Raw genomic sequence first — 15664 nt, forward strand, 5'->3', positions numbered from 1 at the left:
GTGATATGGCAGGACTGCCTTTGTTTTCCTGTAAAAACAAGGCGCTGTCATATCACTTTTGTTACCGAATAAATAAGATTCAATTGACCTATTCATTTACCAGCAATTGGTGGTTCATCTCGCTGAATTTTTCATTATGAGAAGAGACCATTGCTTGCGGTACACTTGCTGGATCAAGATAATGTTTGATTTGATTGATTGCTTGTGCGGCATCTTGAAACGCACCTGCCAACAAATTGACTTTACCCGCAAAATAATGGATATCCCCTGCTGCAAAGACACCTGGATGACTGGTTTTCGTTGGAATGTCACAGTTTAAATAAAAATCTTCATGTTTTGCCAGATCAAAGGATACTCGATCAAGCAATGCACTGTCGCGATCATAACCATGCTGGATCAACAGATGATCACAAAGATAATCAATGCGTTCTTGCGTTTGACTATTTTTCAACGTCAAGATCATATTGAAAGTATCGGCCTGATTGACACCATCGATGGTATGATTCATGATCACATGGATACCTTCCGTGTTTAACTTCTTGACCTGTGCTTCATGGGCTTTCAGGTGTTCACCACGATAACATAAAGTAACCTTCGCGCCATAAGAAGCAGCTTCGATCGCGTAATCAACAGCCGCATCGCCACCACCAGAAATCACCAAATGTTTGCCATTGATGGCTTGCTGATCAGGAAATTGATAATGAATAAAATCATCGACATTATTATGGATGAAACAAGGCAATTTTTGTGGGGAAACCACACCACCGCCAATACAGACCAGTACGGTGCGGCCGACATGTGTTCTGCCTAAATCATCTTCTGCATAGAACAAATCATTTTCTTTCGTTAAGGCAACGATTTTGGTTTTCGTATAGACAGTTGGATTGAATAATTTCGCTTGTTCAATCAACTGTTCTTTGACTTTCTTCCCTTTGGTTGGGGGCAGAGCACCCACATCCCAGACCATCTTCTCAGGGTAAAAATTGATTTTACCGCCTAATTCTGCTTGTGCTTCAAAGATCGCAACAGATAGGTCGCGTAACCCTGCATAAAAACTAGCATATAAGCCAGTCGGTCCACCGCCGATAATTAAGACATCCATGATTGTTGACATCGCTGTTTACCCCCCTAAATGAAAATCATTCTCAATTGATTACTTGAAATTATAGACAACTTACTTACATTTGTAAAGAATTTTCTGAATATATTTTCAAATAATGATGGTTTGTTTAACGTTGTGCTGATTGAAAAAAACCAGATATTTTTCTAAGAATATGCTGATATTCATTTGTGATAGCGACTGGATTCAAGGTATACTCATATAAAGTAGGTGAAATAATGGAAGTAGAAAAATGCTATGCTTCTTTGCAAGACGGCTCTGTTCTTTATTATGAAAAAATTGGTCATGGAGACCCACTCTTTTTGTTGCACGGCAACGGTGGTAGCAGCGCCTTTTTCTCACATCAGATTGCTGCACTCAGTGCCCAACATCAATTGTTTTTGATCGATAGCCGCGGACATGGCAAGTCCACCAATCAACAAAAGAAAATGGATTTCTTTATTATGGCAGATGATTTGATGGCCATTATCAAACAAGAAAAGTTGACGAAGATCTCTCTACTAGGCTTTAGTGATGGTGCCAATTTAGCGATGGTCTTTTGTCACCGCTATCCTGAATATGTCCACTGCTTGATTTTGAATTCAGGCAATACCGAACCACAAGGGGTTCGGCTGCTTTCGCGAATCGGCAGTTTGATCCAGTATCTAATCGTTTGGCTATGTGCGCCATTTTCTAAAGGGATGAAAGGCTTTTTGCCGATCTTAGGCTTGCTCTTTCGGCCAATTGGTTTGACGACGACAGATTTGAATCACATCACTGTACCAACATTGATCTTAGTTGGCAAGCGTGATTCAATCAAATTATCCCATTCATTCTATATCGCTAATAGTATATCGAGCGCAAATTTCATGGTCGTCAAGGGCCAAGGTCATAGCTTTGCCCGAAAAAATCCGCAAGTATTCAATACAAAAGTATTGTCTTTTCTGGAAAAAGTTGGAGGTTGACATGAACGTCTTACAATGGATCAAAAAGAAACAGAAAATAGTAAAAACATTATTCTTGATCACCGTTGGTGTGATCGTCCTATCTGAGATCCTTTCTTTAAGTAAAACAATCTCTATCGATCACCTGCAATCGATTTTTGCTACCTTATCGATTGGCCGGTTATTCTTGATGGCTGTGATTGGATTGCTCTGTGTGCTGCCAATGATCGGTTACGATATCGTTCTCAATCGTATATTAGAACAACAACTGCCAAAACCGTATCTCTTTGAAACAAGTTGGATGATCAATTCTTTGAATAACCTTGCTGGGTTTGGCGGGTTGATCAGTGTTGGGTTGCGCTCACAATTTTACGGAAAAGAAAAAAAAGGCGCCGATGTGGCAAAGGCACTCTCGAAAATCTTTATATACTTGATGTTCGGTTTGTCTATGCTTTCATTGATTGGCTTGCTTCTTTTGCTTTTTTATCCAGTATCTCCTTTTATTCAACAATACTGGATTTGGTTATTGGGGGGCAGTCTGTACTTCCCAATCGTTTATCTGCTGAGTTTGTCACAAAAAAACAGTTACTTAGGTAAAATGAAGCAACAGGATCGCTTGCTGTTAATTGCTACCTCTTTATTTGAGTGGGCTGGTGTTTTTGTTTCATTTATTGCGATTGGCTGGTTGATGGGCATACATGTTGATGTCTGGCAATTATTGCCTTTATTTATCGCTGCCTCGCTAATTGGGATCGTTTCAATGATTCCCGGGGAATTAGGTAGCTTTGATATCATGATGATCGTGGGGATGAGCACCTTTCAACTTCCTAAAGAAACTGTCATCGCATGGCTGTTGTTATTCCGCTTGTTCTACTATGTGCTTCCATTCTTGATCGGTATCGTTTTTTTCACAAAAACGCTTGGTACATCTTTTAATACCCGATTTGCTGGATTACCCAAAGAGTTGGGTTTGGAGATTGTCCACAAAATTGATGTATTTCTGTTGTATCTAACAGGAACGATGTTGGTTTTATCTGCCACGATTCCTGATGCCTTTGAGCACATCAAATGGCTGGCACATCTCAACCCAATACGTCTGAACTTTATTATGCAATACCCCAGCATCATACTAGGATATCTGTTCATTGTGGCTGGCAGAGGCATCTCTGCTCGAGTTAAAAGAGCTTACTTCCCGACGCTTACGTTGATAGGTGCAACGATCATTTACGCATTTATCGGCGGCTTCCGCTTGTCGACTATGCTGTATTTGATCCTTCTATTGGCCATGATCATTCTATCTAAGACGGAATTATTCCGTCAGCAAATCGTTTACTCATGGGAAGCATTAACGATCGACGGTTTGCTGATGGGCTCATTGACGATCATGTATGTCGTGATAGGGATCTATAACATGCCTCGCCTTTCTGGTCGTCCCCATCATCACAACATTGATTTTCTATTGTTCCCTTCGGAAAAACTTTGGCTGCAAGGCTTCGTTGCGATCCTGATCGTTGCGCTCGCCGTGATGTTTTTCGCACGCTATCTTATGGGACGCAAACATCAAATTGGCGTTGCACCGCAACTAGAAACCATTCACTCAGTGTTGGAGACCTATGGCGGAAACAGTGATAGTCATCTTGTCTTTCTGCAAGATAAACAAGTTTTTTACTATCCAAACGAAACAGAACCTGAAGTCTTTTTCCAATTTGCGACGTGCAACAATAAGTGTTTGGTCATGGGGGATCCTTCCGGCAACAGGGCGCATTTTCCTGAAGCCATTCAAGCATTTATTGAAGAAATGGATCAATGGCATTATCTCCCCGTTTTTTATGAAACAAGCGAAGAGATCGTGCTACTGCTGCATGAATTTGGCTATGACTTTATCAAATTTGGCGAAAAAGCATTGGTCGATCTTTCAACCTTCACTTTATCAGGCAAACGGATGAAGGGGCAACGTGCCCTCAACAATAAAATTACCAAAGAAGGTTTCTCCTTCGATATCTTGCATCCGCCTTTTTCGCAAGAAGTCTTTAGCGAATTACAAGCTGTATCCGACAAATGGTTAGATGGACGAAAAGAAAAAGGCTTTTCCCTAGGTTTTTATTCAGAATCTTACCTCGATCAGGCGCCTGTAGCAGTTGTCCGTAATCAATCAGGGAAAGTGGTCGCATTTGCTTCTTTCATGCCAACCTATCAAGAATCAACTGCCTCTATTGATTTGATGCGCTATGACCCAGAGCTTGCGCCAAGCGGTACCATGGATTACTTATTTATCCAACTCTTCGGCTATTTCCAAGAAGCTGGCAAACAGACCTTCGATTTGGGCATGGCGCCCCTTGCCAATGTAGGTACTTTCCGATCGAGTTTTATTCAAGAACGCATCGCCTATTTGATTTATAACTTTGGCTCACGCTTCTATTCCTTTGAAGGCTTACGTGAGTACAAGCAAAAATATGCCGCTGTATGGCAACCCCGTTACACGCTCTACTCTAGAGATAGTTGGCTGGGATATGTCATGATCGCTCTTTTGATCGTGGATAATAAACCAATCAACCGTCCCTAGCTCCGTCTTGACTGTAGAATCAAACAAAAAGGATCTTAGCTCGCTAAGGTTCTTTTTTGTTTGATTCTTTTCACGCTTAACCTGAGCAGTTCATTTGCAAATAAGAATTAAATTGCGTACAATTAAATTGTTAAAAATAAACTTTTGGAGTGATTATCTGATGAAAAAAATGTATTCTACAAAAATGATCAATACTGGTGGCCGTTCTGGTGAAGTGCATAGCCCTGATCACTCACTTGAATTAAATATCGCAGCTCCTGGCAAACGTGTTGAAAATGCCACAAACCCTGAACAATTATTTGCTGCTGGTTTCGCTGCATGCTTTAACAGTGCGTTAGACTTAGTCAAATCAAGCAAAGGCATCAAAGGCGCTTCAACTGTGGCTGCACAAGTTTCTCTTTATGCAGAAAGTGAATCAAGTTTTGTTTTAGGTGTTGAACTTGAAGGTTCGATTGAAGGATTGTCTTTAGAAGAAACACAAGAATTGTTAGAAGTTGCCCACACTGTCTGTCCCTATTCAAAAGCAACTGCTGGCAATATCGACGTGACAGTGAAAGCTGTCGAAGCGTAATCTCGCATGTCTGAAGACAGACACACCGCATTGAATGACACAACACCCTTCAATGCACTCGCATTAGAAAATCAGCTCTGCTTCTCGCTTTATGCTGCATCGAAGGAAATCATCAAGCAGTATAAACCCTTATTGGCACCGTTGCACATCACCTATACCCAATATCTTGTGATGTTGGTTTTATGGGAACATGGCGACTTATCTGTCAAAGAATTAGGCAGCCATTTATGCTTAGATTCAGGGACACTGACACCTGTACTCAAAAAATTGCAAGATAAACAATTGCTTGATCGCATACGGGATCAACGAGATGAACGCATGGTCGTCATCTCACTGACAGATGAAGGACGTGCTTTAAAGAGTAAAGCTGCAGATATTCCCCAAAAATTACTTGCCCTCTTTCCGTTGACCGCAACGGAAGCAGCCACATTACAGATGTTGGCAGGTAAATTAGTTCAGGGCAGCAGTGACATATAACGAAAAAACTATACCTTTCGATTCTCTATCAGAGGAAAGAAAGGTATAGTTTTTTTATGATTTATCCAAACACGCCACTGCACGATAGATCATAGAAAATGGGTTTATGAAGGTTTGTCGCATTTGGCCTCTTCAATCAGTACTAAAAGTTCCTGACAAACTTCAGGAGAATCAATTGACTGAATGACATTTTTGATCAAAGCTTGATGCTGATCGCCTGTCAGCAATTGTTGAAAGACATCATGTTCAGTCACAGCGGGTTGGAACCTTCTAGCCAAAACGGATCCGCTCATCTTGATGCTTTCAATCTCTAAAATGCCATGATTCAATAATTTCCGGATGACCGCCAAGACAGTGTTGCGATTCATCCCAAATCGTTCACTAAATTCCGCACAACATAGTGGTTCAGAGGTTGACCAAAAGCGAACCAGAACCTCCCACTCTTTCTTTGAAAAATCTAAATAATCCATAAAATCCTCCTCCAAATTCCCTTCTTCCTCATTCAAGAATAAATGACCACCTTTATGATAGACATTCTAAGTACCGTTTTAGGCACATCTTTTTTAACTACACTTATAATAACTTATTTTTAACCTATATTCAAAAGTATTTTTCATCATTTTGAATAATATTAAAGTTATTTTAATTTTTGACCTTTGATTACGCTTATATAATCGTAAAAATCAAACTTTCATGGGGTGTTTCATTCATCGCATAGCCACAAAGTTCTTTGTTAATGGTCAGATAGTCTTTTTCGACCAATTGTATGACTTCTTCTTCTGCCAAATCGAGGTCAATGATCGACAACAAAGAGTCCAACAAAACAAAGCGCGTATCCAATCCCATTAAAATTGGATACACAGACCAGAAATTTTGTCCATTGATGTCCGATAAGGTTTGTTCGAACTTTTTCTTCAACTCTACGATGTATTGTCCTATTAGGGAGTCAACTCGCTGCTCATTCACTTGCAGTTGTCGTGAGATTATCTGTTCAAAGTAGTGGTTTGTATTCATAAATAACTTTATTTTATCCATCAATTTTTACATCCTTTTGCTTATATCGACAGCAAACTCGATACATATATTTTTCGTCTTGATCAATAAACGGCTTTTTCCGTCAATTTTCAGGAATAGTTCGTTCTTCATTATTTATATCATGTTGCTGGCCGTTTTTTTTATCAATTAATGGGCAAGTTCAATAAAAATATGAGAATACTGTTTTGTGCATGCGAAGCAAATTGACTCCTTCAGCATATTTCCAGACATTCTGACAGTTTGCCGGTATAATAAATTTATAGACAAAAAGAAGGAGCGGATAAAAAATGGGACATTTAACAAAACATACTACGACTGTTGGCACGACCAAAAAAGCGCAAAAAGCACAGCGAATCGCTTCACTTGAAAAATTCGTCAAATATAGCGGCTTCGCGCTAGCAGCCTTCTCTTTGGTTCTCAAAATCGCCAAAGAACGCCAAAATTGATTGAGGATTTCCTTTACTATTGTGCCCTCTCATGCGAGAGGGCTTTTTTACGCTACGGAAACAATACCTTCAACAGAATAGACTTGTCCACCAAAGATGTACTTTCATACATCCATGTCAGTGGCAGCACGCGTCATTGGCCAACTGAATCACTTTGCTCCCGTTGGTCATCATTAAAAAAAGCGGTGATTGCTTCTTTATTTTTCTCTTTATCAATCGTCAATACACTCCCAACTGGCGTATCGTCAGCAAAATCCCATGAATGATCAACTGGAATCGACAAGGCATCAATGTCCCCAGTATCCCCTTTTAGATAATCCATTAAGACATCGATCATCACTGAAACTGGTAAATTGGTATCGATTTGTCCGAAAATCTTGCCTACAGCTTTAGGGATTCTGGTCATGACCGAAAGGCTTTTGGCTTGTTCAGCAATTGCTTCCATGACTTGATGCTGTCTGCGGACACGTCCAAAATCCCCTTCCTCATCTTTGCGAAAACGGGCATATTGCAAAACTTGATGCCCATTCAGCTTCTGTTCACCTTTGGTTAAATGAATTTTGTCTACAGTCAAGTCTTTCTCCACATCGATGGTCAGTCCTTTAGGAAAAAGTGTATCGATTGCATCTTCAAATTCCTCAAACGTCAATACCATATAATAATCCGGTATAAGATCAAAGGTATCTTTCAACGTTTGCGTAAGCAATGGTTCACCACCAAAAGAATATGCTGCATTGATTTTTTCTTCACCATAACCTGGGATCGTGACATAGCAATCTCTCATGATCGACAGCAGCTTCGCTTGTTTCTTTTTGGTGTCGTACTGTGCCACCATTAATGTATCAGAGCGGCCATTTTCATCTGCACTGCGGGCATCGGAACCAATCAAAGTGACTTGGATCACATCTGGTATATCTTTCACTGTTTCTTTCATTGAAGCTGTGGTTTGCTGTGGTGTAGTGGATTTGGTCGTTGTTTTGCGATAAGCCAAACTGAATTCCGTAGTCACAAAGGTGACCAATACCAAAATAAAAGATAAGACAATTAAAACAAAACTTTTAAAAAAACGACGTTTCATCTTTAGTTCCCCCTGCTTTTTACCAATCATCTTGAGTGGCTAGTATAAAGAGATAGTTGCTTGATACTCTTTGCAGGCGAAACCCAACGCACGTTATTTTAAACAGGAAATAAAAACCAACTGATAAAAAAAGACAAACTTCTATTGTGAGTAAGAAGTTTGTCTCTATTTCCCCTCATCGTCCGAGTTTTGACACTATACAACGTAAAGACAAGTCTTAGCTATCTTATGAAAAGCCTTAATCCGACAATTCCTGTTTTACACATTGGCGTCTTTCGACGTTTCTGCGCAATAGCTTATGTTTGTATAGGAGCCTCACCTAACAAGTATTTAGTTATTTAATCTCTCGATGAAAGGATACATTTTTCACAGGTCAATGGCAATGAAAATATCTATATTAGCAATAATTTAATCTTTTCTTTACTTTTTTTTAGCACATTTAAATATATAAGGAATAAAAAAGGAAGCCCTCTGTTGAAAAAACATTCTCAAACAAAGGACTTAGATAGTCGATACTATTATGCAAAAAATGAACCGCCAGTAATACTGTAAACTTGACCAGTCACATAACTTGCCTCATCAGATGCTAAGAAAACATAGACTGAAGCCAATTCGACAGGTTGACCAGCACGTTTCAATAATTCATTTTGACCAAATTCAGGAATGGCTGATTGTGGTTGTCCTCCTGAAATTTGTAATGGGGTCCAAATCGGTCCTGGTGCAACTGTATTGACACGAATCCCTTTTTCACTTAATTGTGCTGCTAAGCCTTTACTAAACGATGTGATTGCGCCCTTCGTTGCTGCATAATCTAATAATTGCGCACTAGGTTCTGCACTTTGGATCGATGTCGTAGTCAGTATACTCCCGCCGGCCGGTAAATAATCCAATGCTTCTTGGACAGTCCAATACATCGAAATGATATTGATCGTAAAGGTATCGTTGATTTGCTCTGTGGTCAAATCTTTGATGTCTTGCACGGCTTGTTGTTTCCCTGCATTTAATACTAAAATATCTAAACCGCCTAAAGCAGCTGCCGCATCATGAACAAGTTTGCGGGTAAAGGCTTCATCTCTTAAATCACCTGGTAAAAGCACAGCTTTTTGTCCGGCTGCTTCAATCACAGCTTTGACTTCCTGTGCATCATCTTCTTCAAAAGGCAGATAGTTGATCGCAACATCAGCACCTTCTTTGGCATAAGCAATCGCTGCTGCCCGGCCAATTCCGGAATCACCACCGGTAACTAAGGCTTTTCTGCCGGTTAATTTTCCTGAACCAGTATAACTTTCTTCACCACAATCGGGAACTGGTTGCATTTTCCCTTGAATCGCGGGTGCTTCTTGGGGTTGTTTCTCAAACTTACCATTGTAATACTTGGTTAATGGGTTGCTGATTTTTTCTGACATTGTCCATTTCCTCCTAATGTTTTGTGTGTAGCAAGTAATTTTTATCCTTCTAATAAAAAGTGTAGAGGAAAAAAATAGAAAAAGGAAATAAAACGCACCTCTTCTCAAAGAATGCACAAAAAAAAGCCGAATCAGATCGTTCGGCTTCGTCATCATTTAGACTCACAAAAAGGGTTCGGCAGAAATTGCGCCGATCGTATCATCTTCTGTCGAGATGGCCAATCCAAGATGGACCGCCAGCAAATGGAGCTCACTTTCTGGGATGACATCTAACACCGTGCCGATTTCTTTGGCTAATGCCATGGCTTGTTCTGACACCGGTGGGAATTGGTCAATCACCATTGCGATATCCCATTGATCATGGATCACCCGTTCAGCTAATTCCTTTAAATGAACCAAAAAAAATTGCCAATGCTGCGGATGAATCGTCAACTCATATTGATTCAAGACATCGATACACGTTTCTACTATTTTTTGAAATAACGGATCATTAGAGATCATGAGCATTTTACGCTCAACAACAGTCGGGATTCTCACGGATACGCCTCCAGTCTTATCAAAACAGAAAAAGCCGATGACTGAGCATCTACTACAGGAGATCGACTTCTACTCTTATAATAATGAAAGCGCTCTTTCATTTCAAGAGGAACGAGAAAAAATTGTATTTATTCTTTTGATGAAAAATATCCAAATGACTAATTGGGATTGATCCCTAAAGTAATCCGTCCTATGCGGCTGATTCTGGTCAGTTGCCATACGGGTGACCAAACAACCTGCACGTTGACCGTCTCGATGAATGGCAGTTCACCCAAACGAGCTTGCATTTCTGCTGGAACGGAATCAATACAACCACAACCTGCACCTGTAAATGTCATCTCAATCGTGCAGATACCACGATCACTGACATCTATGCGGTAAATCAAGCCTAAATTGTAGACATCTAATCCAATCTCTGGATCCATTACCAACTCCAATTTCTCAATGATCGCTGATTGATTTGCTTCAGCTAATGGGTTCATGATGATTTCATTTGACATGGCGAAGTCCTCTTTTCTCAAATAATTATCTTCTATTTGACCATGAACAAAGGAAAATAACAAGGATTTTCTTAGAATTTTCGCAATCTTTCGAAAATGATTGCGCTTTTCGCGAAAGTAAGGTTAAATAGAAGGAAAACACTTGAAGGGTCTTATCGAGAGGAGTGCTGTACGATGACAGAAGAAACAAATAAAGATATCCGCATTCGCAGTCATGTCTATGACAATATGGTCAAATCACCGAACAGAGCGATGTTACGTGCCACAGGTATGGACGACGAAGAATTCAAAAAACCTATCATAGGCGTGATCAGTACTTGGGCTGAAAATACCCCCTGCAATATTCATCTCCACGACTTAGGAAGACTAGCCAAACAAGGTGTTGTGACCGCCGGGGGCTGGCCAGTTCAATTTGGGACAATCACAGTGGCCGACGGCATTGCCATGGGCACCCCGGGAATGCGTTATTCATTGCCTTCCCGCGATATCATTGCTGATTCCGTAGAAACTGCCGTCAGTGGTCACAACTGCGACGCATTTGTTGCTATTGGCGGGTGTGATAAAAACATGCCCGGTTGTATGATTGCGATCGCCAACACGGAAGTACCCGCTATCTTCGTATATGGCGGGACGATTGCCCCAGGAAACCTAGATGGGAAAGACATTGATTTGGTTTCTGTCTTTGAAGCGATTGGTCAATGGAACAACCAAGACATCACGGAAGAAGAAGTACGGCGGATTGAATGTAATGCCTGCCCTGGCCCTGGCGGTTGTGGTGGGATGTATACAGCGAATACGATGGCAGCCGCCATCGAAGCCATGGGCATGAGTTTGCCCGGATCCTCTTCCCATCCAGCTATCACTGAAGAAAAATTAAAAGATGTTGAAGCAGCCGGTGAAGCAGTCTTGCAACTGTTGAAAAAACAAATCTTCCCTAAGGATATTATGACCCGCAAAGCCTTTGAAAATGCAATCACTGTGGTCATGGCTTTGGGTGGCTCAACAAATGCCATCTTGCATTTGATGGCGATGGCCCATGCAGCGAATGTTGATTTGACGTTGGATGATTTCAACGATTTCCAAGCGAAAGTCCCACATTTGGCGGATCTCAAGCCTAGCGGTCAATATGTTTTCCAAGACCTTTATGAAGTCGGTGGCGTGTCGGCGGTCATGAAATATCTTTACGAAAATGGCTTTATCCATGGTGACTGTTTGACCGTAACGGGCAAAACGATTGCTGAAAATCTAGCAGAAGTCCCTTCCCTAAAAGCTGGTCAAAAGGTCATCATGCCATTAGAACATCCAAAACGCAAAGATGGGCCTTTGATTGTTTTACATGGCAACTTAGCACCAGACGGCGCAGTAGCCAAAGTCTCTGGCGTGAAAGTCCGACGACATGTCGGACCTGCCAAAGTCTTTAATACAGAAGAAGAAGCCATCGATGCGGTGTTGACAGATGAGATCGTTGATGGAGATGTGGTCGTTGTCCGTTATGTCGGACCTAAAGGTGGGCCTGGTATGCCGGAAATGCTTTCCCTATCCAGTATGATCGTTGGGAAAGGTCAAGGTGAAACCGTGGCATTACTGACTGACGGTCGTTTTTCCGGTGGTACGTATGGTCTGGTCGTGGGGCATATCGCGCCTGAGGCCCAAGATGGCGGACCTATCGCACTGCTCAAGACAGGGGACACCGTGATCGTCGATCAAGATACCAAGGAATTGACTATGGATGTATCGGCAGAAGAATTGGCTCGCCGTCAAAGCGAATTAGTGATTCCGCCCCTGCATTCTCGTGGTGCATTAGGCAAGTATGCTCATATTGTGTCGAGTGCTGCCAAAGGCGCAATCACGGATTTTTGGCAAGGAAATAATTGACCCCCACATAAAAAGGTGCTGCATCCTCAATGGAAAGGATGCAGCACCTTTTTGATTGTTTCAGGCATTAGCTTTTTCGTTTTTTATTGAAGTAGAAACCTGCGGTGCTTGTTAATACCACGATACTTCCCCCAATCAACGCCAACCAACGATTGCTGGTATCATTTGTTTTGGGTAATTTCCCTGATGGTTTCTCAGGCGTATTTGGTGTATTCGGTGTATTTGGAATTAGATGATTGATCAGTTGACCTGCATCCACTTCAGTTGGTTGACCCGCTGCATGTGAAGCTATCACAAATTTGATTGCTTCATCTGAGATTTGATAACCCGTCGGTGCTTGGGTTTCCACAAATGAATACGGTCCTGGCGCTAAGCCATCAACTGCAACAATTCCCTCTTCGTTCTTTGCCAGATTTTCTGCTACAGTTGCACCTGTTTCATCTACCACTTTGAAGATGGCGCCTGCTAAAGGCGTATTGTCTTCATCAGTCTTCAATAATGTGGCACTGCCTTGATAATCGATCATTGTCCCTGCTTCCACGACTGCGGGTGCTTCGATTGCGGAATTAGGAATCTCAAAGGAGATGGCTTGGTCATTGATCAGATAACCCGTCGGTGCTTAGGTTTCTACAAATGAATACTGTCCTGGTGCTAAGTCATCCACTGTAACTAGACCGGCTTCATTTGTTGCCAGATTTTCTGCTACAGTTGCACCTGTTTCATCTACCACTTTGAAGATGGCGCCTGCTGAGGAGACAGCTGCTCTATCTGACCGATTGGACTCTTCGCTAGAAGGCGTTGTCGTGTCGGATTCAGAGGTAGTGTTATCTGTTCGATCTGTCGCTTCACTGGTCGTTGTGGTTGTCTGGTCTGCAGCCACATACTGATCAGATAATCGATAAGAGATCGTCTGATCTTGATAGGTGAAATCGACGGTGCCATTCTTGAGGGAAGTGCCGTCTTTGATCGTCAATAAGATCGTTTTACTTCCACTCTCGTCGGTTGGCTGTACGGATAAGCGAATGTTGTCTTGTGTGTCATGAAGAGAAACTGTATCCGTCGTCGTTGTATCAGCAAAAGCCACACTGGAAAAAATCTTTTCTGAGGATTGTATCTCCAGATTTTCTGCAGTTTCCCCTGCTTCAATGTCGATAGACAAGGAAATTTGGTTGTCAGCTTCCCCTTTCTTTGCTTCGACAAGTGTCATTTGCGCATTTTTTTGCATCAATACTTCCGCTACTGCTGCCACAGGTGCTACGTATTGAAACAAAAGCAAACCCAGCATCATCAAGAAAATTGGTTTACGTGCTTTATATAAACGCTCCACATTTTTCCACTCCTTCAATAGATTCATACGTGCCAATCAAACTCTTTTCTATCCATTAATCGAGGAAAAAAATCATTTTTTCACATTATTCTCACTTGAAAGCGGATCATGTGAAAAATATTCACATGATTCTATTACTTAAGTTATCAAACAAGCGACAGCTGCATTACACGATTCAACATCAATCTGTTTAATCTGTCACAATTAAAAGTAAAAACCAATTTATCTGCACAAAAAAAGCCGAATCTAGGATTCGGCTTTCTCATCATTTATTCATCAAATAAGCTGCTGCCATTTGAGGCAATCACATTTTTATACCAGAAGAAACTATCTTTCCGGGAACGGTCAAATGAACCGTTGCCTTCGTCATCGGCATCTACATACACGAAACCATACCGTTTAGACATTTCTGAAGTAGAAGCGGATACTAAATCTGTACAGCCCCATGGTGTATACCCCATTAATTCCACCCCATCTTCGATTGCTTCATACATTTGTTCAATATGGGCTTTTAGGTATTCGATCCGATAAGAATCATGGATCGAGCCATCTTCCTCAACTGTGTCTAATGCCCCTAAGCCGTTTTCAACAATGAACAAAGGCACTTCGTAACGATCGTATAAGTTGTTCAGCGTCACCCGCAAGCCGATTGGATCGATTTGCCAACCCCAGTCTGATGCGTCCAAATACGGATTTGATTCACCTAATGAGAAGTTTCCGGCTGCTGAATCGCCGCCTGCTTCCGGATTGTGGCGCGCGATCGAACTCATATAGTAGGAGAAGGACATGAAGTCAACTGGATATTGTGCCAAAATGTCTAAATCACCGTCTTCAAATGTTACCTCGATGTTGTTTTCTTTGAAGAAACGTTTGGTATAAGCTGGATATTTCCCGCGTACTTGTACGTCCGAGAAGAATAAGTTCTCATGGTCTTTTTTGATTTCTTCCATGACATCTGCTGGATTTGGTGTTGCTGGGTACGATTGCATCCGTGCCAACATCATCCCTACTTTGATTTCAGGATTGATCTCATGGGCAAATTTTGTTGCTAAACTTGAGGCAACAAATTGATGATGCACTGCTTGATACATATCCGATAGGTTTTGGGTGCCATCTTCAGAAACCAAGGCACCGCCAACATAGCCGGAAATCCCCATGATATTGATTTCGTTAAATGTCAGCCAATATTTGACTTTGTCTTTATAACGCGTCAAGACAGTTTCTGCGTATTTCACGAACAAGTCAATGACTTTACGATTTTTCCAGCCGCCGTAGTTCAGCGCGATGCCGATTGGTGTTTCGTAATGGGACAAAGTCACCAATGGTTCGATCCCATATTTTGCACACGCATCAAAGACATTGTCATAAAATTGCAGACCTTCTTCATTTGGCTGCGCATCATCGCCATTTGGAAAAATACGTGACCAAGCGATCGATAAACGGAAGGTTTTGAAACCCATTTCCGCATATAACGCAATGTCTTCTTTATAACGGTGATAAAAATCTGAGCCCCAGCGCTTAGGATATAAGCCATCTTGATCGTTCAAGGCAAATTCGATTTTTTCTTTCGTCATCGGCGCCGCAAAGTCTTCGATATTTTTGCGGTCTTCGGGTTTCACGGCTACGGCTGTATCAGATGTTGCCGGTCCACGACCGCCTTCATTCCATGCCCCTTCAAATTGATTGGCTGCTGTTGCCCCACCCCATAGAAATCCTTTTGGAAACTGTTTGTCAGTCATTACATGGCCTCTTTTCTATTAATCGGTCGTGGGCCATCCTGTCAAAGAACTTTGTCTGAAAAGGGAT

The 15664-nt window shown here is 41.6% G+C and carries 16 protein-coding genes and 1 riboswitch; of the genes, 6 read left to right on the top strand and 10 right to left on the bottom strand.

The window, feature by feature from the left end:
* Positions 1-88: 88 nt before the first annotated feature.
* Positions 89-1114 (bottom strand): NAD(P)/FAD-dependent oxidoreductase, encoded by a 1026-nt coding sequence (locus ACYVRS_RS05920; protein WP_054114614.1) that lies wholly within the window; start codon positions 1112-1114, stop codon positions 89-91.
* 224 nt (positions 1115-1338) lie between these two features.
* Here ACYVRS_RS05920 and ACYVRS_RS05925 point away from each other — a divergent pair, with 224 nt between their 5' ends.
* The 4 genes from ACYVRS_RS05925 to ACYVRS_RS05940 all read left to right on the top strand — a co-directional run bounded on the left by ACYVRS_RS05925 (position 1339) and on the right by ACYVRS_RS05940 (position 5654).
* A complete protein-coding gene (locus tag ACYVRS_RS05925; protein WP_461202879.1) occupies positions 1339-2064 on the top strand; it encodes an alpha/beta fold hydrolase in 726 nt (241 codons plus the stop codon).
* Between the two features lies 1 nt (position 2065).
* Positions 2066-4606, top strand: a complete 2541-nt coding sequence (mprF, locus tag ACYVRS_RS05930) for a bifunctional lysylphosphatidylglycerol flippase/synthetase MprF (protein WP_461197675.1) — start codon at positions 2066-2068, stop codon at positions 4604-4606.
* Between the two features lie 160 nt (positions 4607-4766).
* Positions 4767-5177, top strand: a complete 411-nt coding sequence (locus ACYVRS_RS05935; protein ID WP_054114617.1) for an organic hydroperoxide resistance protein — start codon at positions 4767-4769, stop codon at positions 5175-5177.
* 6 nt (positions 5178-5183) lie between these two features.
* Positions 5184-5654 carry a MarR family winged helix-turn-helix transcriptional regulator gene (locus ACYVRS_RS05940; RefSeq protein WP_313539686.1) on the top strand — a complete coding sequence of 157 codons (471 nt, stop codon included), beginning with the start codon at positions 5184-5186 and terminating at the stop codon, positions 5652-5654.
* Positions 5655-5758: 104 nt separating this feature from the next.
* Here ACYVRS_RS05940 and ACYVRS_RS05945 read toward each other — a convergent pair whose 3' ends face one another.
* Together ACYVRS_RS05945 and ACYVRS_RS05950 are read right to left on the bottom strand one after the other, a co-directional pair.
* Positions 5759-6124 (bottom strand): hypothetical protein, encoded by a 366-nt coding sequence (locus ACYVRS_RS05945; protein ID WP_312499018.1) that lies wholly within the window; start codon positions 6122-6124, stop codon positions 5759-5761.
* A 196-nt stretch (positions 6125-6320) separates the two neighbouring features.
* Positions 6321-6689 (bottom strand): DUF7006 family protein, encoded by a 369-nt coding sequence (locus ACYVRS_RS05950; protein ID WP_461202881.1) that lies wholly within the window; start codon positions 6687-6689, stop codon positions 6321-6323.
* 287 nt (positions 6690-6976) lie between these two features.
* Here ACYVRS_RS05950 and ACYVRS_RS05955 point away from each other — a divergent pair, with 287 nt between their 5' ends.
* Positions 6977-7135: a hypothetical protein gene (locus ACYVRS_RS05955; RefSeq protein ID WP_461197676.1), complete on the top strand. Its 159-nt coding sequence runs from the start codon at positions 6977-6979 to the stop codon at positions 7133-7135.
* A gap of 133 nt (positions 7136-7268) precedes the next feature.
* Here the strand turns inward: ACYVRS_RS05955 and ACYVRS_RS05960 are convergent, their stop codons facing one another.
* The 4 genes from ACYVRS_RS05960 to ACYVRS_RS05975 all read right to left on the bottom strand — a co-directional run bounded on the left by ACYVRS_RS05960 (position 7269) and on the right by ACYVRS_RS05975 (position 10656).
* The gene (locus ACYVRS_RS05960; protein WP_313539692.1) at positions 7269-8213 is read right to left on the bottom strand and encodes an LCP family protein; all 945 of its coding nucleotides are present in this window, start codon (positions 8211-8213) and stop codon (positions 7269-7271) included.
* A gap of 166 nt (positions 8214-8379) precedes the next feature.
* Positions 8380-8547: riboswitch (M-box (ykoK) riboswitch) on the bottom strand.
* A gap of 184 nt (positions 8548-8731) precedes the next feature.
* Positions 8732-9619, bottom strand: coding sequence for an SDR family oxidoreductase (locus tag ACYVRS_RS05965; protein ID WP_054114622.1), 888 nt, complete (start codon positions 9617-9619; stop codon positions 8732-8734).
* A gap of 162 nt (positions 9620-9781) precedes the next feature.
* Positions 9782-10156, bottom strand: coding sequence for a hypothetical protein (locus ACYVRS_RS05970; RefSeq protein ID WP_461197677.1), 375 nt, complete (start codon positions 10154-10156; stop codon positions 9782-9784).
* Between the two features lie 158 nt (positions 10157-10314).
* Positions 10315-10656, bottom strand: coding sequence for a metal-sulfur cluster assembly factor (locus ACYVRS_RS05975; protein ID WP_313539700.1), 342 nt, complete (start codon positions 10654-10656; stop codon positions 10315-10317).
* 174 nt (positions 10657-10830) lie between these two features.
* Here ACYVRS_RS05975 and ilvD point away from each other — a divergent pair, with 174 nt between their 5' ends.
* On the top strand, positions 10831-12531 hold the full coding sequence (ilvD, locus tag ACYVRS_RS05980) for a dihydroxy-acid dehydratase (protein WP_312499010.1): 1701 nt from the start codon (positions 10831-10833) through the stop codon (positions 12529-12531).
* 67 nt (positions 12532-12598) lie between these two features.
* On the opposite strand, the gene ACYVRS_RS05985 is transcribed toward ilvD, so the two are convergent.
* The 3 genes from ACYVRS_RS05985 to ACYVRS_RS05995 form a co-directional block, all read right to left on the bottom strand.
* Positions 12599-13057 carry a SpaA isopeptide-forming pilin-related protein gene (locus ACYVRS_RS05985; RefSeq protein WP_461202883.1) on the bottom strand — a complete coding sequence of 153 codons (459 nt, stop codon included), beginning with the start codon at positions 13055-13057 and terminating at the stop codon, positions 12599-12601.
* A gap of 93 nt (positions 13058-13150) precedes the next feature.
* Positions 13151-13858: a prealbumin-like fold domain-containing protein gene (locus ACYVRS_RS05990; protein ID WP_461202885.1), complete on the bottom strand. Its 708-nt coding sequence runs from the start codon at positions 13856-13858 to the stop codon at positions 13151-13153.
* Positions 13859-14127: 269 nt separating this feature from the next.
* Positions 14128-15597 (bottom strand): glycoside hydrolase family 1 protein, encoded by a 1470-nt coding sequence (locus ACYVRS_RS05995; protein ID WP_461202887.1) that lies wholly within the window; start codon positions 15595-15597, stop codon positions 14128-14130.
* Positions 15598-15664 lie beyond the last annotated feature (67 nt).

This window comes from Enterococcus salsurae (assembly GCF_054784955.1).